This window comes from Leucobacter sp. BZR 635 (genome assembly GCF_048061935.2).
Classification (GTDB): Bacteria; Actinomycetota; Actinomycetes; order Actinomycetales; family Microbacteriaceae; genus Leucobacter.
Window position 1 is genome coordinate 1 of the sequence record NZ_JBLUNZ020000039.1, and the last position, 20760, is coordinate 20760.

Below are 20760 nucleotides of genomic sequence, written 5' to 3' on the forward strand. Positions count from 1 at the left end.
GCGCGAGCGGTCGCCGCTTCCTCATGCGCATCGAAGATTTGGATCGTGCCCGCGACGCCGGAACGGCCGAGCTGCAGCTCGCACATCTCCGCGCGATCGGGATCGACTGGGACGGCGAACCCGTGCTCCAGACCGAGCGAGGTGACGCCCACGACGCAGCCATAGCCAGGCTCGACGCCGCGGGCCTCGTCTACGAGTGCACCTGCACGCGCCGAGATATTCTCGCTGCGCCCTCAGCGCCGCACGCCCCGCCCGGCGCGTACCCGGGAACCTGCCGCGACCGTTCGCCCGCCGAACGCCAGGCCGCCCGTGCAGCGATTGCCCCGCGGCTGCCGGCGCTGCGATTGCGCGCCCCCGCCGACCTCACGGAGCTCAGCTTTGATGATCTCGTGCTCGGGCCCACCTCGGGCGACATCGACGACCTGGTGCTGCGTCGCGGCGACGGCACGGTCGCCTACAACCTCGCCGTCGTCGTCGATGACGACGCGATGGGGGTCGACCAGATCGTGCGCGGTGACGACCTCGCCCCGTCGACTCCCCGCCAGATACTGCTGCAGCGGCTACTCGGCCTGCGCTCGACCCCCGAGGTCGCATACGGCCACGTGCCGCTCGTGCTCGGGCCAACGGGCGCACGACTCGCCAAGCGCGACGGCGCGGTCACGTTGCGCGAGCTGGGGGAGGCGGGCGTTTCCGCTGACACTGTGCTCAGCGCGCTCGCGCACTCGCTCGGGATCGCTGCTGCCGGGGAGCGCGTGCACGCAGCAGAGCTGGTCAGCCGCTTCGATCCAGCGCTGCTGCCGCGCGAGCCGTGGGTGTGGCGGGGCAGCTTCGAGGCTGAGCACTTCGACGCGTAGTTCCTCCGCACCTAGCACTTGCGCGCGGCGCGGCCCGCGCCGCGCCGGAGTGCGCTAGCGCTAGCGCTTGAGTGCGCGGATGATCCGCGCGAGCGCGCGACCGGCGACCCAGACGAACGGCACGGCGACAGTGAGCAGCGCGATGAGGTTCGGCTCGAACCGGGTGTGACCGTCGCGGGTCACATACGCGCCGATGGGCAGCGACATGCCGCCGCCTCCTCCGCCCGATCCTTCGCCCGACACGGTGCCATCAGCTCCGCCGCCACCCTCGCCCGCACCAAACATGTAGCTGCCGACGGCGACCGGAAGGATCGTGGTGCCGTCAACGTCGACAGCCTCGCCGTAGGCGGTGTTTACACCCGTCTGAGTGACGGTGTCTGCAATGTGCTTTGTGATGTTAGGCATAGGGCCAGCCTACTTCCTCAGGTCTGAAGGCGAAGGGTGAGTTCTGCGAGATTAGTCGCCGCTGCCGTGCCGCGGGCGCAGCACCTGCGGCTCGGGGCGCTTTGCCGAGATGTCGTCGCCCGACGAGACATGCTTGATGCGGCGTACGACCCAGGGCACCAGGTGCTCGCGCGCCCACACCACGTCTTCCTTTCTCGCCTGCCGCCAGGTGCGCTCGGGCAGCGGCGGTGGATCAAGCGGGCCAAGATCGTGCGGAACGTTCAGCGAATCGAGCGCCGCCCGGGCGATCGTGTGGTGGCCGAGCGCGTTCATGTGCAGGCGGTCACCGGCCCAATAGCGGCTGTCCTGGAGCTCCTCGATAGCCCACTGATCCACCACGAAGCAGTCGTGCCGCTGCGCGACCTTGCGCACGTTCTCATTGAAAATCGCGACCTTGCCGCGAATCGAGCGGAACACCGGCTGGAACGCTACGTCGACCCCGGTAAAGATGAGGATCGTTGCCCCCGTCTCCTTCAGCCGGGAGACGATGTGGTCGAGTTTCTCGGCGACCTCGTCCGGGTCGGTGCCGGGGCGGATGACGTCATTGCCGCCCGCGCAGACACTCACGAGATCGGGGCGCAGCTCCATTGCGGTGTCGAGCTGCTCGTCGATGATCTGCTGGATGAGCTTGCCGCGGACCGCGAGATTCGCGTACGCGAACTCCTGCGACTGCTCGGCCAGTACCTCAGCGAAGCGATCGGCCCAGCCGCGGAGCCCGCCGGGGCTCTCGGGGTCGGGGTCTCCGAGGCCCTCGGTGAAAGAGTCGCCAATAGCAACGAAGCGTGACCAGGGGAGCTCAACATTCTCGGTCGGAGCTACTGACGCTGCCGTCTCGAGCTGCTCAGAACGCGCGTCATCCGCGCGGAGTGAATCGTGAACCATCGTCTCGGTCCCTTTCTTTTCAGCCTCAACGCTACCCTGCTCCGCCGCGTTATACACCCTCGAATTTTGCTCCGACGGGTGCGGCGCGTCGCCAGGCGAGACGCGCTGAGGGCGCGCAGCCGCTCGGGCAGAACCGAGTGATCAGCGGTAGTCTAAGACGTTGTGATTGAATCGGCAGAAGACGGGACTCTCCTGCCGGGGACATTCGCCGCCGAGCACTTGCCGCCCGCCTATCCAGAGCGGGCCGCGCGCGGTACCGCCGGCAGTCTCCGGGCATGGCAGCAGGAGGCAATCAACCTCTACTTGGAACGTAACCCGCGTGATTTCCTCGCTTCAGCGACCCCCGGAGCAGGCAAGACGACCTTTGCGTTGCGGCTCGCGGCGACGCTGCGCGGCAACAAGACCGTGTCGCAGATCATCGTTGTCGCGCCGACCGAGCACCTGAAGGTGCAGTGGGCGGACGCCGCCTCACGCGCCGGCATCCGACTCAACCCGCGCTACTCGAACAGCGACGGGCTCAGCTACGGCAGGCACTACGACGGCGTCGTTGTGACCTACGCGCAGGTCGCGATGAAGCCCGTGCAGCATCGCCTGCTCACCGAGTTCGAAGACACGCTCGTCATCATGGACGAGGTACACCACGGCGGCGACGCGCTCAGCTGGGGCGAAGCGATCCGCGAGGCGTACGGCAGCGCGAAGCGCAGGCTCTCACTCACGGGTACGCCGTTCCGCTCCGACGAGGCCCCGATCCCATTCGTACAGTATGCCCCGCAGGGCGACGGCACTAAGATCTCCCTCACCGACTACGACTACGGCTACGGGCGGGCGCTGGCAGACGGCATCGTTCGGCCCGTGATCTTCATGGTCTACGCCGGCAAGATGCGCTGGCAGACCAGCGCGGGCGAAGAGATGGAAGCCCGCCTCGGCGAGGGCAACACGAAAGACGTCACGAGTCAGGCGTGGCGCACCGCGCTCGACCCGATGGGGGATTGGATCGCCAAGGTGCTCCGCGCCGCCGACAGGCGCCTCACCGAGGTCCGCGAGCACATCCCCGACGCGGGCGGTCTCGTCATCGCGACCGACCATGCCTCAGCCAAGGCGTACGCACAGATGCTGCATCAGATCTCGGGCGAAGAGGTTGCGCTGATCCTCTCCGATGACTCGGGATCCTCTGAGCGCATCGACAGCTTCTCCGCGGGAACATCACGCTGGATGGTCGCCGTACGCATGGTGAGTGAGGGCGTGGACGTGCCGCGCCTCGCCGTCGGCGTGTACGCCACTAGCTCGTCGACGCCGCTGTTCTTCGCGCAGGCCATCGGCCGCTTCGTGCGGTCGCGCCGCCGTGGCGAGGTCGCCTCAGTGTTCATCCCGAACGTGCCCCCGCTCATGGAGCTTGCCGCGTCGCTGGAGAAGGAGCGCAACCACGTGCTCGAGGGGCCCGGATCGGCCGAGGAGATGTGGGACGCCGAGGCCGCGCTCATGGCCGAGGCCGAGCGCGAAGACAAAGCCTCCGACTCCCTGATCGAGGACGAATTCAAGTACCAGGCACTCGAGTCCGACGCCCACTTCGACCGCGCCGTGTTCGACGGTGCCGAGTTTGGTGGCTACGCGGAGGTCGAGAGCGAGGAGGAGCTCGACTTCCTCGGGTTCCCCGGCATCCTCGAACCGCAAGAGGTGAAGGCGCTCTTGCAGCAGCGGCAGTCGAAGCAGGCTCGGCGCAGCGCGGTGAGTCAGGGCATCGTCGAGCATGCCCCTGAGCGGGCCGAGGCGCCCGAAGCGCTGCACCGCACGCTCGGGGAGCAGCGGAAGCTGCTGTCGAGCCTCGTCGGCATGTACGCGCGCGTAAGCGGCGAGCAGCACAAAGACATCCACACCGAGCTCCGCCGCATGTGCGGCGGCCCCGCGGTGCCGCAGGCGTCGGTGACGCAGCTGCAGAAGCGCATCGACCTGCTCCGGCAGCGCCTGCGGCCGTAGCGGGGCAGCCCGGCCTATCCTGGAGGCATGGCGAAAAGGGAAGCAGGGTCGACGCCTGCGATGCTCGTGCTCACGAAACTGGGCGTGCCCTACGAGGTGCGCAGCTATCGTCACGACCCAAGCGAGACTGACTTTGGGGGAGAGGCCGCTCGCGAGCTTGGCGTCGACCCTGAGAGGGTGTTCAAGACGCTCCTCGCCGAGGTCGACGGAACCCTCGCCGTTGCTGTGGTGCCCGTCACCGGAAAACTCGACCTCAAGGCACTCGCGGCCGCGTGCGGCGGCAAGCGTGCGCAGATGGCCGACCTGGCCCTCGCCGAGAAGAAGACCGGGTACGTCGTCGGGGGAATCAGCCCGCTCGGGCAGCGCTCACGGCTGCGAACCGTGGTCGACAGCTCCGCGCTCGCAGTCGACAGCGTCCTGGTTTCTGGGGGACGGCGCGGTCTCGACATCGAATTGCGAGGCGCTGACCTCGTCCGTGCAACCAATGCGGTGACCGCGGATATCGGGCGTGTCTGAGCATATTGCCCGCCGTTTGGCTGGGGTGGCGTGCGTGACACTCCCGGAATCACGACCGAATTGGCTTGGTGTTGAGATTCCGTGGTAAGTTATTCTCTGTTCGGCCGCAAGGAAATGAACAAGATTCGCGCGGATGGCGGAATTGGTAGACGCGCTAGCTTGAGGTGCTAGTGCCCGTATTAGGGCGTGGGGGTTCAAGTCCCCCTTCGCGCACGAGTCGCAAGAAAAGTAAGGCCCCTGCTTCGGCAGGGGCCTTACTTGTTTGTGAACTGAGCCCGGCCCGGCCGGTCACCCGTATTCTGGGTGAGAGGCAGCGTTGCCGGAGGGCTTCGCCGCGGGCCTTGGGCGCAGGGAGCCGGCCGGGAGCATGCGGGCACCGTCAGCCGTGCGCCGGTCGTAGGAGGCCCCGCATCGCTCGGACCGTGCCATCCCGCTTCAGCCCGAGGGGACGCTGGTGTCGGAGGTAGATCTCAGCGCTGTGTAACGCTCACCTGCCATGACCTCAGCGAGGTCATGGGCTTTTTGCTGCAAATCACTCCTGACTTCGCTGAGGTCATGTCTTGTGAGCGATTCTGGCCTGGCGCACCCTTGCCTGAAGTGTGCTTGCCATGGTGAGGAAGGGCCTGGGGCGGGTGCGTTTCGCAGCCCCCAGCCGCGGTGTCGGCACCGGTGGTCGTGGCCTTTCAACGAGTGGGAACTACCGCGCGCTGCAGGACTCCTCGCCGACTGCGGGAGCTAGATGGCGCTACACGTTCGTGTGTGAAGAGCCCTCAAAGCCCCGTTTCATCCATTGCGACCGGTTTTCGGCCCTTGCAGGGGTCGGTCTGGATGAATCGGGTGGGAGAGGACGCGGGTGGTGGAGCCCCGGGAGGCGCTGGGCGCGCGCTACAGCGGCGAGCCGGTCGATCCGAGGCGCTCGAGCATGCGGCCGGGCAACACCGCCATGAGCGGCCGCACCAGACGGTAGCGCCAGTCTGAGACGAGCACGGGGGTGCCCCGATGGAGCGCCCGCAGACCCTCGCGGGCAACCCGGCGGGTGTCTGCCCATGCGATGCGGGGGAGCGTGGGGAGATGATCCTCACCCATCCGCTCATGAAACTCGGTTGCGAGCAGCCCCGGACACAGCGCGGTCACACGCACTCCGCGCGAGCGGTACCGCATGCTGAGCGAACGTGAGAGCGACACCGTGGAGTTCTTCGCGGCACCGTACGTGCCGCTCGGCATGAAGGCTGCGGCGCTCGCCACGTTCATGATCCAGCCGGAGCCGCGCTCGAGCATGCCCGGCACCGCGGCGTGGGCGAGCCGCAGCGGCACCCAGGAGAGCAGCTCGTGCATGCGGCGCTCGTCAGCGATGTCGCTCGCCTCAAAGCCCGCGTAAACGCCGAAGCCGGCATTGTTGATGAGAATGTCGACCGGGGCGTCTCGCGCCGCCACACGCTCAGCTACGAGCTCCAGCGATGCGGGTTCCGTGAGATCTGCGGCGAGCACCTCGACAACGACGTCGTAGCGCGAACGCAGTACGTGCGCGAGGCGTTCAAGCCGCGGCTGATCGCGGGCGACGAGCACGAGGTCTATGCCGCGGGCCGCAAGCTGCCGGGCGAACTCGGCACCGAGCCCCGCCGATGCTCCAGTAATGAGTGCTCGGTAGGTCATGCCCCGTTACGCCACGCTGAAGATCGACAGTTACTTCGAGGCGGCTGCGCGCTTGGCTGCCTTCTCGATCTGCTCGTCGATGTAGGGGAGCGGATCGATCGGAACGCCCGAGCGACGCAGCGCGAGGTGCAAGTGGTCGCCGAACGACATGCCGGTGTTACCAACACGCCCAACAAAGTCACCGATCTCAACCTTGTCGCCGACCTTGCGGTCGTGCGAGTCGACCTGCATGTGGCAGTAGCGGCTAGTGAGCGTTTCTTCACTCACCTTGTGCTGAAGCTTGATGCTGAAGCCGCAGCCGTCGTTGGCGTAGCCGGCCTCAATCACCACACCCGAACCGATCGCGAGCACCGGGGTACCACCCGGTGCGGCGATGTCCTGCGCGTCGTGGAACTGTTCGACCGGAGCCGTCCGATAGGCAAACCCATCCGTGAGCGGGAACTCGCGGTCGAAGGAATACCGAATCTCGGTGTTCTCGAGCGTCGCAGGATCGACGAGACCGGCCTCAGGCGTGATCTGCTTATACGAGCCCGGGTCAACACCGAGTTCGACGGAACCGATGGCCCCGAGTGCGTCTTGCGTCTGTGTTACCGCTGAACTCTGCAGATGCTGCGCCGCACGCGCTGCGACCCCGTCTGTGTCGCCAAAGGCCGAGGAGAAGGCGGGCAGCGTGGTCGTGACGGCGAGCGTTCCGACGCATGCGAGAGAGAAGGTTGCTGCGGCGATCCGCTTCACAGTTCGCCGCGTGGAGCGGGGCCTCGCGGGACTCGCAGGAGCAGCGGTGATGTCAGTGGGGGCTGCTGTGTGCAGCGTGAACTCGGGAAGCGGGGTGAGCAGCAGGCCCTCGGCGGTGAGGGGCTGCGGTTGCTGGGTGGAAGCGGCTGCGGACGGAGCCGGGGCTTGCTGGGCGGGAGCCTGGGCTTGCTGGGCGGGAGCCGGGGCTTGCTGGGCGGGAGCCTGGGCTTGCTGGGCGGAAGTCAGCTCCGCTGGTGCCTGCTCCGCCGGTTCCTGCGTCGCATCAGCGCGCCGCGGCGGAGCCTGCTGTGCCTGCTGTGCCTTCCGAGCCTGCTGCGCGGCCTTCTGGGCCTGCTGCGTCTCTGCGCGCTGTGCCTGGGCTTGAGTGCGCCGCGCCTGCCGCGCCTGAGCCCGCCGCTCTGGCACCTGCTGTGCCTCTGCGTGCTGAACCGGGGCCTGCTCGTCCTGCTCGGCCGATGCCTGCTGGAGGGCGTCGGCTCGCTGCTGAGCTTCCCGGAGGGAGCGTCGGCTCGGATAGCCAGACGGCTCTTGAGGGGGTACAGACATAGAGTAAAAGTCAGCGGTTGGTTGACCTGACGAAGGAGCCGAGCCGCTCACCCGGCCCTCCGAACTTGGAATTGTGCAACCATAGCAGACCCTTCTGTGCGGCGGGCGAAGTGTTCGGAGGCCAACAACGCCCCCTATTTTCGCTTGGATGAATGCTCGAACGGTCCCGAATTGTGTGGCTGCAGCTCGAGTCGATCGCCCTCCCAGCGTCGCCTGAGCCAGCGGTCGTGGGACGCAACGATGACGGTTCCCGGGAACTGCGCGACGGCCCGTTCGAGCGCGTCGGCGAGCGCGAGCGAGAGGTGGTTCGTGGGTTCGTCGAGGAGGAGAACATGCGGCGGGTCTGCGATGAGGATCGCGAGCGCGAGCCGTCGCTGTTGCCCGGTGCTCAGGCTGCCGACCTGCTGAGCTTCGTCGCGCGCAGCGATGAGCCCGAACTGCTGCAGCGGAATGCGCTCGGCCAGCTCGCGGCCCACGCCGTCGATGTAGGTTTCCATGACGGTGCGTGCCGCGCCGAGGCCGTGCGGGTCCGCGAAGCGGATCTCTTGGTCGAGCAGCCCCACCCGGTATCCGGCTGCGCGGCTGATCGTTCCCGCATCGAGCCGTTGCTGGCCGTCAAGGGCGCGCAGCAGCGTCGACTTTCCCGCGCCGTTCACGCCGGTCACGAGCAGCCGCTCGCCCGCGCGCACGGTAAGTGAGAGTGGAGCGAGCCGGCCGGACACGGCGGCGCCCTCCGCCACGAACACGGGAGGGGGTGCGCCGCCCGATTGCGCGTCAACGCGATCGACTGGCACTTCGACGCCGCCTGGCACTTCCGCGCCGCCAACCGGCGGCCCGATCCCGGCAAAGTTCAGCTCGGCGGGCGGCGCAGCAATCTGGCTCTTCGACAGCACCTCGAACCGGGTGCGGGCATCGTTGACGCGCCGCGCCACTACCCGAGCGTTGCGGTCTGCGTAGAATTTCTGCGCCATTCGGGTTTCGGATCGTGGCTTCCACTCCTCGTGGCCGACGATCTGGCTGGTGCCCACTGCCGCGCGGAGCCGCCGCAGCTCGGACTGCTCAGCCGCGTAGCGCTCCTCCCAGCGCAGCCGCTGCGCGCGTCGGGCGGCAAGATAGTCGGAGTAGCTCCCGGTGAAGCGGGTGACGCCTATCGCGCTGCCGGTGCCATCCTGCACGAGCGGGTCGGCGAGGGATCGGGGCTGCGGCGCGGGGTCGAGGTCGATGAGGGCCGTTGTGACCTCGTCGAGGAAGGCGCGGTCGTGGCTCGCGAACAGTGCGGGGCCGGGCCAGGCGGTGAGCAGCCGGGTGAGGAAGTCACTTGCGCTGTCGTCGAGGTGGTTCGTCGGCTCGTCGAGCAGCAGGACGTCGGGGGCGTTGAGCAACAGCCACGAGAGCGAGAGCCTGGCGCGCTGGCCGCCCGACAGCGCACCTGTCTCCCGGTCGCGCGGGATCTCGGCAATGCCGAGGCCGGAGAGGACCTGCTCGATGCGTGAATCAATGACCCAGCCATCCAGGCATTCTACGGCGTCGAGGGCGAGCGCGTAATCGGCAGCGGCCGCCTCGTCGTTCGGGTGCGCAGCGAGCAGACCGGCAACGTCATCGAGCCTTGAGATCGCTGAGCGCACGGGCTGGATCGCGGTGTGGATCGCCGCCTGAATGGTGTCGGTGGGCGCGAACGGCGGCTCCTGATGGAGCAGCCCGATTCGTGGCGTCAGCCCGCCGGGCATGATGGCCGCGACGCTCCCTGCGTCGGGCTCGACGAGCCCGGCAGCGATGCGCAAGAGCGTCGACTTGCCCGAACCGTTCTCGCCGATGAGCCCGACACGGCTGCCCGCTGCGACGGCGAAGGAGATGTCGGTGAGTACTCGGCGCGCCCCGAAAGACTTCGAGACGCCGTCGAAGCGGAGGTGTGCGGAGGGCGCTGACGCGGAGAGAGTTGACGCGGAGTAAGTTGACACAGTCGGGTCAGTCTATCTGCGCGAGCGCTGCAGCTCACCGACCCGCACGGTGACGACGCCGGCCACGATGAGCGCGGCACCGATCCACTGCAGCGGTGTCGGAATCACGGCGAGAAGCACGATGGTCCAGACGATCCCGAACAGCGGTTCGGAGTATCCGGTAAAACTCGCGACCGTCGCGCCGAGGCGTCGGGACGCCGCGACTCCCAGCAGATACGAGAGGACCGTGGAGATCAGTACCATCGCCGCGACGACTGCCCACGGACTCATCTCGACGCCCGCGATGACGGCGGGGCTGTTCGTCACCGTGAAGGGGAGCACGCCCGCTGCGCCCGCGAGCAGCAGCGGCACGGCCCCGACGAGCAGCCCCAACCCGACGAAGGGCAGCGTCGGAATTCCGTGGTCGCTTGCGGCCCCGGTCGCGTAGTAGGCGGCGTTGCCCGCCGCGGCGATGAGCGCGAACATGATCCCGAGCGGATGCAGCGACACGCCAGCGAGCACGCCAGAGATCGCGACGACGCCGAGCACGGCGATCCCCGCACCGAGGAAGGTGAGCGCAGACGGTGCGACGCGGCTGCGCGCCCACATCCAGAACACGAGCATCACCGGGCCGGTGAACTCAACAAGCAGGGCGAGGCTGGGCGGGATGAACTGCACGGCGAGGAAGAAGGCAAGCTGACAGCCGGCGACGGCGAGCACCCCAAAGACCAGCAGCTGCGCCCAGGCGCGCCGCACCGTGTCCCAGCGACCGCGCATCATCACGAGCGTCGGGCCCAACAGCACGAGCGCCGAGAACGTAATCCGCGCGGTCGTGGCGGCCCCGGCCGACCAGCCCGCCTGCATGAGCGCGCTCGCGAAGATCCCAGACAGCCCGAAGGAGGCCGCTGAACCGACGGCAAGCATGAATCCCGTCACCGCTGAGGTGCGTGCGCTCGACTGGAGGGTGCTCGCGTGCATCATTGCCTTTCGGGTGCGGGCCTTCGGGTGCGGGCCTGTCGTGGGTGACCTGCCGGGCAGGCAGCCACACCAGGCCGTCGCCGCAACACTTCGTCGCTTCCTCAGAGGCTACCGCGTTCGCCCCGCTATGGTGGATGCATGGCACCAGAGCTCGATGTAGAACTGTCTGAAACCGCGCGGATCGCGCGCGACCTCATCAGGATCGATACGTCTAACCGCGGTGGCGGCGACGCGAATCCTGAACGCCCCGCTGCCGACTACGTGTCCGCCTACCTGCGTGAGCTCGGGCTCGAGCCCGTCACGATCGAGTCTGCTCCGGGCCGCGCGAGCGTCGTCGCCCGCGTCGCAGGCCGCGAGCCACAGCTCCCGGCACTCGTGCTTCACGGCCACCTCGACGTCGTGCCCGCGGACCCCGCGAACTGGTCGGTCGATCCCTTCGCCGGCGTCGTCAAGGACGGCCTGCTGTGGGGCCGCGGCGCTGTCGATATGAAAGACATGGACGCGATGATCCTCACGGCGATCGCCGAGATCCTCCGCGCGGGCGAGCAGCCCAGGCGCGACGTGGTCCTCGCCTTCTTTGCCGACGAGGAGAACGGCGGCATCTACGGCTCGCACCACCTCGTCACCCATCACCCGGAGCTCTTTGCCGGCGCGGGCACGGCGATCAGCGAGGTCGGCGGCTACTCAATCGACATCGCAGGCAACCGCGCATACCTCATTCAGACAGGGGAGAAGGCGCTCGACTGGATCCGCCTGCGCGCCCGCGGCACCGCCGCACACGGCTCGCGCGTCTGGCACGACAACGCGGTGACCCGGCTCGCCGAGGCGATCGCCGCGCTCGGCCGCCACGAGTGGCCGATCGCGCTGTGCGACACGACACGCGAGCTTGTCGACGAGATCGCGAAGCTCGTGGGGGAGGATCCACATGAGATCAACCCCGAAGAGCTCGTGCTCAGCCTGGGCAAGGGTGCCGGATTTATTCAGGCGAGCCTGCGCAACACCTCGAACCCGACGGTGCTCAGCGCCGGCTACAAGCACAACGTCATCCCCGACACGGCCGAGGCGCTCGTTGATGTGCGGACGCTGCCCGACGAGCAGGAGCAGGTGCGCGCGGAGATCCAACGCATCGTCGGCGACGACATCGAGATCGAGATCGTGCACTCCGATATCGGCCTCGAGGTCCCGTTCACGGGCGAACTCGTCGACGCGATGAAGGCAGCGCTTGAGGCCCACGATCCCGGGGCGAAGGTACTGCCGTATCTTCTGTCTGGCGGCACCGACAACAAGGCACTCGCGCGGCTCGGCATCACCGGCTACGGCTTCGCCCCGCTCAAGCTGCCAGCCGATCTCGACTTCCCCGGGATGTTCCACGGCGTCGACGAACGAGTGCCGCTTGACGCGCTCGATTTCGGCCACCGTGTGCTCACCGATCTGCTGCGCAGCTACTGAGCCCACTGAATTCTGAGCCGCGCTTGGGCTAGTCTGGACGACGGCCCGCAGCGCGAGCCACAAGACGGAAGGCCATTACCGCATGGGTATTTTCGAGGCGATCATCCTCGGCATCGTTCAGGGGCTCACTGAGTTTCTGCCGGTTTCTTCGAGCGCGCACCTCCGGGTGACGAGCGAGCTGCTGGGCATCGGCGACGCCGGTGCAGCGTTCACCGCAATCACCCAGATCGGCACCGAGGCGGCGGTCATCGTCTTCTTCTGGCGCGACATCGTGCGGATAATCGGCAGGTGGTTCCAGTCGCTCTCGGGCAAGACGGTTCCGCGGAACGATCCCGACGCGAAGATGGGCTGGTGGATCATTCTCGGCACCATCCCGATCGTCGTGCTCGGCCTGCTGTTCCAGGACGCGATCGAGACCACCCTGCGCTCGCTCTGGTTCACCGCGATCTCGCTGATTGTCTTCGGCCTGCTGCTCGGCGTCGCCGACCGGCTCGGCACGAAGGTCCGCCCGATCGAGAAGCTCACCTGGAAGCACGGCCTCATCTACGGCCTCGCCCAGGCAGCCTCACTCATTCCCGGAGTCTCCCGCTCTGGCGGCACGATCACGGCAGGCCTCTTCATGGGGTACAAGCGTGAGGCTGCGGCCCGCTACTCGTTCCTGCTCGCGATTCCCGCTGTGCTCGGCTCGGGCTTCTACCAGGTCTTCAAGGTCATCAAGTCGCCGGCGAACCAGGCGCCGTGGAGCATGACGATCATCGCGACCGTTGTTGCCTTCGCGATCGCGCTCGTCGTGATCGGATTCTTCATGCGCTACATCTCCAAGCGGAGCTTCATGCCATTCGTGATTTACCGCGTGCTCATCGGCGGCGTGATCATCGTGCTGCTGCTCACGGGCGTGCTGACCCCGGGCGGCGAAGTCCCCGCGATCGCATTCCAGGACGGTGTGTAAATGAGAACTTGGACCCCGCCGCCGCTTCCAGACCTACCCGGCACCGGCGAAGCGCCAAAGCTCTTCAATACGGCGACCGGCCGTATGGAACACCCCGCGATCCAAGACGACCGCGCAACGCTGTACGTGTGCGGGCTCACGCCCTACGACGCCACCCACGCGGGTCACGCCTTCACCTACCTCACGTTTGACATCATGCAGCGTGCATGGCGCGACGCTGGCATCGAGACCGTGTACGCCCAAAACATCACCGATATCGATGATCCGCTGCTCGAGCGGGCAAACGATACGGGCGTCGACTGGCGAGCACTCGCCGACGAGCAGATCGGCCTGTACCGCTCAGACATGCACCGGCTCGGCATGCTCCCGCCCGAGCATTTCGTCGCGGTGACCGAGTCGATCGACGAGATCGCCTACGGCGTGAAGCAGCTCGTCGAACGCGGCTTTGGCTACACCGTTGCGACCCCCGAGGCCGAGGGCGACGACATCTACTTCGACGTGCGCGGCGCGCAAAAGGAGTCGCAGTGGCGGCTCGGCGACGTCGCTCCCTACGACCGCGACCTGCTCGAGACGCTCAGCGCAGAGCGCGGGGGAGACCCCGAGCGTGAGGGCAAGCGTGACGTGCTCGATCCACTGCTCTGGCGGGCTGCCCGCGAGGGTGAACCGAGCTGGGAGTCGCCGGTGGGCCAGGGCCGCCCCGGCTGGCACATCGAGTGCACGGTGATCGCGCGCGAGGCGCTCGGCGAGCTCTTCACCGTGCAGGGCGGCGGGCACGACCTCGTCTTCCCGCACCACGAGTTCACCGCTGCGCACGCAACCGTGATCTCAGGCAAGCCGCTCGCGCACGCGTTCTGCCACGCCGCGCTCGTGTCGTACGAGGGCCACAAGATGTCGAAGTCACGCGGCAACCTCGTGTTTATTTCGAAGCTGCTCGACGGCTCGCACGCGGGGCACTGCGTCGACCCGTCTGCGATCAGGCTCACCCTGCTCGCGAACCACTACCGCTCAGAGTGGGAGTGGTTCGACGCCGACCTCGAGCGGGCAGAGCGCAGGCTCACCGCGTGGCGTGAGGGCCTCTCGCGCACGAGCGCGGAGCCGGCTTCGGCGACGGGCGTGCTGCAGCAGCTGCGCGCGGCGCTCGCGAACGACCTCGACACGCCGGTGATGCTCGCCACGCTCGACGCTGCGCTTGACGCCGGGGTCGATGATCCTGCGCTCATTGCGCACGCGGTGCAGGCGCTGCTCGGCGTCCAGCTGCTCCCCGCGGAGTAACTCGGGGCGCGCGGGCCATTCCGCCGAACACGGCCAGGGTGTGAAGCGAAGCCCCTGCGCGCTCCGGCGAGCACACTCTGCAGATGCGAGCTTGCCCAGCCTGCGCCGCTCAAAAGCCATGACCTCGGCGAAGTCATGAGTGATTTGCAGTAAAACACCCATGGCCTCGCTGAGGTCATGGCAGGTGAGCGTTGCTGGTCGATGAGGTTGACAGCTGTAGTCGCGAAGAGCTCGGTGGCTTGGGGCTGCGGGTGGCACCCGTATGGTCCCTCAACTTCTGGTCAGTTTGCGCCACCGATCGGGCGGGCGGACCGGGGTTTTGGGCGCGAATTGACCAGGAGTGCGCGGGGCGGGGCAGGGTGGCGGGGTGTTCCGCGCGCTAGCTCGCTGACGGCTGGGTGGGGCCGGCGGGGGAATCTGGATCGGCGCCCGGCGGGAGGTCGCTTTCGGTGCCCGCCGTGCCCGCTGTGCTCTCTGTGCTCTCAGCGTCTTCCAGAGTCGCGGCGCTTTCGCTACCCGCGGCGTCTTCCAACGACGCAGCCTCTTCCAGGCCCGCGTCGTCTTCCAACAACGCAGCGCCTGCCGCCGCACCCCGCGAGTCCTGTTCGAGGAACTTCTCGAACTCGGCCGCGAGCGCGTCGCCCGTCGTCTCGGCGGCCATGGCGTCGTCGCGTGCCTCCTCGAGGCTGCGAATGTAGCGCGTCATATCGTCGTCGTTCTCGGCGATCCGGTTGATGTTGCTCTCCCAGTCGGTCGCCTGCGCGAAGAGCTCGCCGCGCGGGATCACGATGTCGAGGAGTTCCTCGAGCTTGTCGAGGATCGCGAGCGTGGCCTTCGGCGAGGGCGCTGAGTGGACGTAGTGCGGCACCTGGACCCAGAGCGAGAGGCTGTCGATCGTCGCTGCCTCGAGGGCGACGTCGATCGCCGTGACAATGCCGACGGGGCCCTCGTAGTCGCTGCGCTCGGCTCCGTAGCGCTGCCTAAGCTCGGGATCTTCCGAGGTGACACTGGTGATGATCGGGCGGGAGTGCGGCGCGTCCGAGTACATCGAGCCAAGCAGTACGACGAGGTCAACGCCCCATACCTCGGCGAGCTCGACGACCTCGTCGGCGAAGTTCTCCCAATCACGGCCGGGCTCGTAGCCGGGCATAAAGAAAAGGTCGTGCACGGGCGAGCCGTCGATGCGGGTGATGGTCTCGCCCTCGGAGTCGGCCTTGGCGCTCGCGCCAGCGGTGCTGCTGCCTGCCTGGCCGCGGCCGACGACCACGCCCGGCCGGTGCACCGTGCCGTACAGCCGGGTATCGGGCCACTCGATCGTGCGGCGGCCGTCGTCGTCGCGGAACATCTTCGGACGTTGCAGTTGCAGGTCGACGAAGCTCTCGCCGCCGATGATGTGCAGCAGCTCTGCCTGCTGGAGGCCGATGAGGTGCTGAATGGCTTCTGAGGTCGCGTCGCCCGCGTCGCTCCACCCTTGGAACGCGGCGATGAGGACGCGGGGTGCGAGCTGGGGGTCGGTCGAATCTTTCACGCATTCCAGACTATCTCCCGAACGCCTCGGCCGCGCACGAGCGGCGAGACGTGACCGGTAAGATGAGTCAAATGACGACTGCGACGAACACCGCCCGGCCGGCAGCCGCCCTCTGGGACATGGACGGCACCATTATTGACTCCGAGCCGCTGTGGATCCGGGCCGAGCACGCGATGCTCGAACGCTACGGCCTCACCTTCCCTGAGGGAATGGAGACCGAGCTTGTCGGCTCGGGCCTCGTGAAGGCCGCCGAGCGGTTCCGCGAGATTGGCGTGCCGCTGTCCGTCGAAGAGATTATCGATGAGTGGAGCGAAGCCCTGGTTTCCGGGCTCGCGACCGAGCGCCCGAGCTGGATGCCGGGGGCGAGCGAGCTGCTCGCCGAGTTCCGTGAGCTCGGGATCCCGAACGTGCTCGTCACGATGTCCGTGCGGCGGGTCGCCGACGCGGTCGCGGGGATGCTGCCCGAGGGCACCTTCACCGCCGTGATCGCGGGCGACGAGGTCGACCATGAGAAGCCGCACCCAGACCCATACCTGCGCGGGGCTGCCGCAGTCGGCGCTTCCGCGAGCGACTGTGTCGCATTCGAGGACTCGCGCCCCGGCGTCGCCTCTGCGTTGGCCGCCGGTGCCGTCGTGATTGCGACCCCTGGCCTGGTTCCGCTGAGCCCCAGGTCGCGGGCACCCCACCGGGTGCTCACCTCGCTCGACGGAATGAACGCAGCGAGCGTCATCGAGCTCTGGGAGAGTGAGCGCACCCCGCAGGGCACGCCCGCGCTGCGCGGCCCGTTCCGTTTCGGTGACCGCGTGCAGCTCACCGGGCCGAAGGGCCGCATGAACACGATCACCCTCGAGGCCGGGGCAGAGTTCCACAGCCACAAGGGCATGATCCGCCACGAAGACATCGTCGGCCTGCCCGACGCCTCGGTCGTCGAGAACTCGAGCGGCGAGGAATACCTGGCGCTCAGGCCGCTGCTGTCCGACTTCGTGATGTCGATGCCGCGCGGTGCCGCGATTGTCTACCCGAAGGATGCGGCGCAGATCGTGTCGCTCGCCGACATCTTCCCCGGCGCACGCGTCGTCGAGGCTGGCGTTGGATCGGGCGCGCTGTCGCTGCACCTGCTGCGCGCGGTCGGGCCGGAGGGGGAGGTGCACTCCTTCGAGCGCCGCGACGAGTTCGCTGAGATTGCCCGCGCGAACGCCCGCGCATACGCCGGCAAGGATCCGGAGAACTGGACCGTCCGCGTTGGCGACCTCCAGGAGGAGCTGCCGAACGCGCTCGAGGCCGGGAGCGTCGACCGCGTCGTGCTCGACATGCTGGCGCCCTGGGAATGCGTGGGGGTGACCGCCGACGCGCTCTCGCCCGGCGGCGTCGTCATCTGCTACGTCGCAACCGTCACCCAGCTGTCGCGCACGGTCGAGGAGCTGCGCCGCTCGGGCCGCTTCACTCACCCGCAGGCATCGGAGACGATGGTGCGCGGCTGGCACGTTGAGGGGCTTGCGGTGCGCCCGGACCACCGGATGGTCGGCCACACCGGATTCCTCGTGACCGCGCGCAAGCTCGCCCCCGGCACCCCGCTGCCGAGCCTGAAGCGCCGCGCCTCGAAGAGCGACTTCTCTGACGCTGACATGAGCACATGGCTGCGCGAGATGGGCCCCGACGGTGACGCCTCGGAGCTCACCGAGGAGAGCGTCGGGCAGCGGATCAAGAGCGACAAGATCCTCCGCAAGAAGGCGCGCGAGGCGCAGCGCATCGCCGAGCACCGCGCCGGCACGGAGCATGTCGCCGAGGGCGACGCCCAGCTCAGCGGCGACGCGCAGCCCGAAATCACCGACCAGGGCGAGTAACGCCCATACCCCCAGCGGACACCCGGTAGGATGGGCAGGTTCGCATTCGACGCACTCGAGAGGTGTTCCATGCTTCGTCGCATCGCCCCAGCGGTTCTTACCGTCGCTGTCTCCGCAGCAGTCTTGACCGGCTGCAGCTCGACCGACGTGGTTGAGGTGGATCGCGGTGAGTGCACGTCCACGCTCGGTGCTGGCGCGCTCAGCGATAGCGTCGTCGTGCTCGGCGGCTTCGGGACTGAGCCTGAGGTCTCGATCCCGACCGACACCGAGATTCCTGTCTCGCAGCGCTCCATCATCGATAGCTCCGGCGTCAAGCCAGGCGCGAAGCTTGCGGTGAACGACACGATCGCCTCGGTGAACTTTGCGTTCTACGACCAGGGCTCTGGCGAGAAGCTGTTCGCGAGCGCGGGCTTTGGCGGCTCGTCTGAGGCCAACGAGTTCTTCGTGCTCGCCGAGGGCGCATTGAACCCGCTGAGCGCTGCCGTCGAGTGCGCCGTTCCGGGTGAACGCGTCGTGCTCGCGCTCAGCCCGCAGGACGCGCTGCCGCTGCGCCAGCAGATCGGCGGCACCCCCGAGTCAGCGCTCGTCGCGGTGATGGATCTCGAGGGCGTCTCAGACTTCAAGGCCAGCGGCCGCGCCAAGGGCCTGCCGAACGGCTTCCCTGCTGTCGTCACCGACGAGAGTGGCCAGCCCGGCGTGGTCTTCCCGCCGCGTGACGCCCCGGTCGGACTGACCTCGGCGATTCGCGTCGCGGGTGACGGCGAAGATGTCTCGGCCGAGGGCCGTCTGCTCGTGCAGATGTTCGCCGTCGACTGGGACGGCAACGTCCTCACCAATTCGTGGACCTCCGGCGGGCCGCAGCTGCTGCCCGGCGAGACCGAGGCTGCCGCGCAGGGACTCGCGTTCCGCGAGCAGCTCACTGGCGCGCCCATCGGCTCGCAGGTGGTCATCACCGAGGGCGGCGACAACGCCCGGGTGATCGTGCTCGATATCCTCGCGGTGGGATAGTACGGGACAGAGTTGGCCCGATCGAAGGTTCCCAGCGAAGAGCGGGTATTCAGTCTGGTACTCGCTCTCGTTGCGAGCACCAATGGACTGACGAAGCACGAGCTGCTCTCCTCCGTCTACGGCTACTCGGACCGCTATCGGGAGGACGCGCAGCGTGCCTCTCTTGACCGCCAGTTTGAGCGAGATAAGGAGCAGCTCAGGCTGCTCGGGATCCCCGTAGAGACTGTCGACTCGCCCGGCGAGCCCGGAAACAATCAGCTCGCCCGCTACCGCATCTCGAAGGCGGCGCTGGAAGTGCCAGCCGGCCTTGAGTTCAGCGATCGCGAACTCATGATGCTGCGCATGGCCGTGCTTGCGTGGCGTGAGGGGAGCCTCACTGAGGAAGCGCGACGCGCGGCGATGAAGTTGGAGTCGCTCGGTGGTGGCCGCGATCCTCTGAGCCTCGGCGTGAGCGCGGGCTTCGGCACCTCTGAACCCTCAGCGCCAGCGCTGCTCGCCGCGATCGAGGCCGGGCAGGTCGCCGAGTTTGGGTACCAGCTGCCCGAGCGCGATGTGCCGCTCACGCGCCGGGTGTTCCCGCTGCAGCTGCGCCGCTTCGAGGGCCGCTGGCACCTCATCGCCTACGATCTTGACCGCGACGCGACGCGCGTGTTTTTGCTCGCCCGGATCTCCGGGCAGGTCGCGGTGCGCGATCCACGACCCGCCGAGCCCGCGCGCCCCAGCGACGCCGCGGCCCGGGTCGAGCGCGCCGTAGCCGAACTCGTCGAAATTGGACGTGAGCCGCGGGTGCTGCTGCGGGTAGCGTCACGCTCCCGTGCCGACGCCCGCTTCTCGCCGGGGGCTGTCGCGACTGCGGAAAGCGACGGCTCGCGACTGCTGCGCTTCGGCACGGTCGACCTGCACGAGCTCGCGGCGCTCATCGCCGGGTACGGTGCCGAGGCGGTGGTGCTCGAACCGCAGGTGCTGCGCGATGCCGTCATCGCGCTGCTTGGCCGCGTTGGGAGCGGCCACGGCGGTGTCACGCCATCAGGCGCGCCCGATCCCGACTCCGCCGCTCGGCAGGAAGGGGCACGCTGATGGCCCGCACCATGCTCGCAAGTGACCGCGTCGTCCTGCTGCTCTCACTCGTGCCCTACCTGCGCGAGCACGGCCCGACGCCGATCGCGGAGCTCGCGGAGACGTTCGAGGTCGACCCTGACATGCTCAGGGGTCTCATCCGCTTTCTCGGAACGGCGGGGATCCCAGGCGAGACGCTCTCGTACCAGCACAACGATCTCTTCGACATCGACTGGGATGAGTTCGAGGAGCGCGACACCGTGTCGCTCACGCAGACCGTCGCGATCGAAGAGACCCCGCGCTTCACCGGAGTTGAGACCGCGGCGCTGCTCGCCGGTCTCGCCGCGCTGCAACCGCTGCTGTCGCCCGCGGACGCGGCGCTCGCGGCGCAGCTCGGGGAACGGCTCGGGGCGGCAATGGGCACTGCCGGGCTGCCCGCGGTGGCGGTGTCGGCCTCCGACCGAAACGGCACCCTGGCAGCGCTCGTCGGCGCGATCGAAGCCCGTCGGGCCGTACGCTTCGGATACCGTGCCGCGGACGGCTCCGAAAGTGTCCGCACCGTGCATCCCGCCTCGCTCACCGAGCGCGAGGGCGTCTGGTACCTGTTCGGCTACAGTGTCGAGCGGGCGGCGGATCGCACCTTTGCGGTCGCACAGATCAGCGGCCTCGAGATCCTCGAGACTGCGGGCGGAAACGAAGCGGCGAGCGGCGATAGTGCCGCGGGCGGCGATGCAGCGCCCGGCAAAGGGACAGCGCCCAGCGAGGCTGGAGCGTCCGGCAAGGCTGCAGTGCCCAGCGAGGATGCAGCGCCCGGCGATGCAGCAGCGCGCGGTGGGACCGTGAGCAGCGACCTCGTGAGCCGCGAGATGCTCGCGGTCGTCCCGAAGCGGCTGCTCGGCGCCATCCGCGGTTTCGCTCCCGAAGAGGTGTCAGACCCCACTGTTCAGGTCGCGCCCGGGAGCGTGCTCGTGCGGATCGAAGCCTGGCACGCGGGTGCCGCCGTGCGCCTCGCGCAGCACGGGCCCGGCGAGATCGAGATTGTGGCTCCGCCCGCGGCCCGCGCGGCCGTGAGCGAGTGGGCGGAAGCCGCCCTCGCCGCATACGGCGAGTAGCG

The 20760-nt window shown here is 68.0% G+C and carries 17 protein-coding genes, 1 tRNA gene and 1 pseudogene; 12 read left to right on the forward strand and 7 right to left on the reverse strand.

From position 1 onward, the window contains the following. Positions 1–854 (forward strand): glutamate--tRNA ligase family protein (locus tag ACI1US_RS07700; RefSeq protein WP_461639510.1); only part of this gene is annotated, 854 nt, incomplete at its 5' end. A 60-nt stretch (positions 855–914) separates the two neighbouring features. Here the strand turns inward: ACI1US_RS07700 and ACI1US_RS07705 are convergent. Both ACI1US_RS07705 and ACI1US_RS07710 read right to left on the reverse strand, forming a co-directional pair. Next, the gene (locus tag ACI1US_RS07705; RefSeq protein WP_461639512.1) at positions 915–1259 is read right to left on the reverse strand and encodes a hypothetical protein; all 345 of its coding nucleotides are present in this window, start codon (positions 1257–1259) and stop codon (positions 915–917) included. A gap of 51 nt (positions 1260–1310) precedes the next feature. Continuing rightward, a complete protein-coding gene (locus tag ACI1US_RS07710; RefSeq protein WP_461639514.1) occupies positions 1311–2180 on the reverse strand; it encodes an SGNH/GDSL hydrolase family protein in 870 nt (289 codons plus the stop codon). Between the two features lie 162 nt (positions 2181–2342). On the opposite strand from ACI1US_RS07710, the gene ACI1US_RS07715 reads away from it, so the two are divergent. From ACI1US_RS07715 to ACI1US_RS07725, 3 genes are all read left to right on the forward strand, one after another. Next, the gene (locus ACI1US_RS07715) at positions 2343–4154 is read left to right on the forward strand and encodes a DEAD/DEAH box helicase (protein ID WP_416549515.1); all 1812 of its coding nucleotides are present in this window, start codon (positions 2343–2345) and stop codon (positions 4152–4154) included. A gap of 27 nt (positions 4155–4181) precedes the next feature. Then, entirely contained in the window at positions 4182–4670 is a 489-nt protein-coding gene (gene ybaK / locus ACI1US_RS07720) for a Cys-tRNA(Pro) deacylase (protein ID WP_461639516.1), read from the forward strand. 127 nt (positions 4671–4797) lie between these two features. After that, positions 4798–4883, forward strand: a tRNA-Leu gene (locus ACI1US_RS07725). Positions 4884–5555: 672 nt separating this feature from the next. On the opposite strand, the gene ACI1US_RS07730 is transcribed toward ACI1US_RS07725, so the two are convergent. The 4 genes from ACI1US_RS07730 to ACI1US_RS07745 form a co-directional block, all read right to left on the reverse strand. Beyond that, the gene (locus ACI1US_RS07730) at positions 5556–6323 is read right to left on the reverse strand and encodes an SDR family NAD(P)-dependent oxidoreductase (RefSeq protein ID WP_461639518.1); all 768 of its coding nucleotides are present in this window, start codon (positions 6321–6323) and stop codon (positions 5556–5558) included. Between the two features lie 30 nt (positions 6324–6353). Next, the gene (locus ACI1US_RS07735; RefSeq protein WP_461639520.1) at positions 6354–7625 is read right to left on the reverse strand and encodes a M23 family metallopeptidase; all 1272 of its coding nucleotides are present in this window, start codon (positions 7623–7625) and stop codon (positions 6354–6356) included. A 134-nt stretch (positions 7626–7759) separates the two neighbouring features. Then, positions 7760–9583 (reverse strand): ABC-F family ATP-binding cassette domain-containing protein, encoded by a 1824-nt coding sequence (locus ACI1US_RS07740; protein ID WP_461639522.1) that lies wholly within the window; start codon positions 9581–9583, stop codon positions 7760–7762. 12 nt (positions 9584–9595) lie between these two features. Beyond that, a complete protein-coding gene (locus tag ACI1US_RS07745) occupies positions 9596–10543 on the reverse strand; it encodes an EamA family transporter (RefSeq protein WP_461639524.1) in 948 nt (315 codons plus the stop codon). 135 nt (positions 10544–10678) lie between these two features. On the opposite strand from ACI1US_RS07745, the gene ACI1US_RS07750 reads away from it, so the two are divergent. The 3 genes from ACI1US_RS07750 (at position 10679) to mshC (ending at position 14210) form a co-directional block, all read left to right on the forward strand. Further along, on the forward strand, positions 10679–11989 hold the full coding sequence (locus ACI1US_RS07750) for a M20/M25/M40 family metallo-hydrolase (RefSeq protein WP_416549517.1): 1311 nt from the start codon (positions 10679–10681) through the stop codon (positions 11987–11989). 82 nt (positions 11990–12071) lie between these two features. After that, the gene (locus ACI1US_RS07755; protein WP_416549518.1) at positions 12072–12938 is read left to right on the forward strand and encodes an undecaprenyl-diphosphate phosphatase; all 867 of its coding nucleotides are present in this window, start codon (positions 12072–12074) and stop codon (positions 12936–12938) included. Continuing rightward, the gene (mshC, locus tag ACI1US_RS07760; RefSeq protein WP_416549519.1) at positions 12939–14210 is read left to right on the forward strand and encodes a cysteine--1-D-myo-inosityl 2-amino-2-deoxy-alpha-D-glucopyranoside ligase; all 1272 of its coding nucleotides are present in this window, start codon (positions 12939–12941) and stop codon (positions 14208–14210) included. 379 nt (positions 14211–14589) lie between these two features. Here mshC and ACI1US_RS07765 read toward each other — a convergent pair whose 3' ends face one another. Further along, entirely contained in the window at positions 14590–15738 is a 1149-nt protein-coding gene (locus tag ACI1US_RS07765; protein WP_461639527.1) for a PAC2 family protein, read from the reverse strand. Positions 15739–15809: 71 nt separating this feature from the next. On the opposite strand from ACI1US_RS07765, the pseudogene ACI1US_RS07770 reads away from it, so the two are divergent. From ACI1US_RS07770 to ACI1US_RS07790, 5 genes and pseudogenes are all read left to right on the forward strand, one after another. Beyond that, a pseudogene (locus ACI1US_RS07770) lies at positions 15810–16367 on the forward strand (HAD family hydrolase); the annotation flags it as partial. Between the two features lie 81 nt (positions 16368–16448). After that, complete coding sequence (locus ACI1US_RS07775; RefSeq protein ID WP_416549521.1) at positions 16449–17582, forward strand: tRNA (adenine-N1)-methyltransferase; 1134 nt, start codon at positions 16449–16451, stop codon at positions 17580–17582. A gap of 69 nt (positions 17583–17651) precedes the next feature. Next, positions 17652–18590 (forward strand): peptidylprolyl isomerase, encoded by a 939-nt coding sequence (locus ACI1US_RS07780; RefSeq protein ID WP_461639529.1) that lies wholly within the window; start codon positions 17652–17654, stop codon positions 18588–18590. A 12-nt stretch (positions 18591–18602) separates the two neighbouring features. Then, positions 18603–19667 carry a helix-turn-helix transcriptional regulator gene (locus ACI1US_RS07785; protein WP_461639531.1) on the forward strand — a complete coding sequence of 355 codons (1065 nt, stop codon included), beginning with the start codon at positions 18603–18605 and terminating at the stop codon, positions 19665–19667. Further along, positions 19667–20758: a helix-turn-helix transcriptional regulator gene (locus ACI1US_RS07790; protein WP_461639533.1), complete on the forward strand. Its 1092-nt coding sequence runs from the start codon at positions 19667–19669 to the stop codon at positions 20756–20758. Before ACI1US_RS07785 ends, ACI1US_RS07790 begins: the two co-directional genes overlap by 1 nt. The last annotated feature ends 2 nt before the right edge of the window (positions 20759–20760 follow it).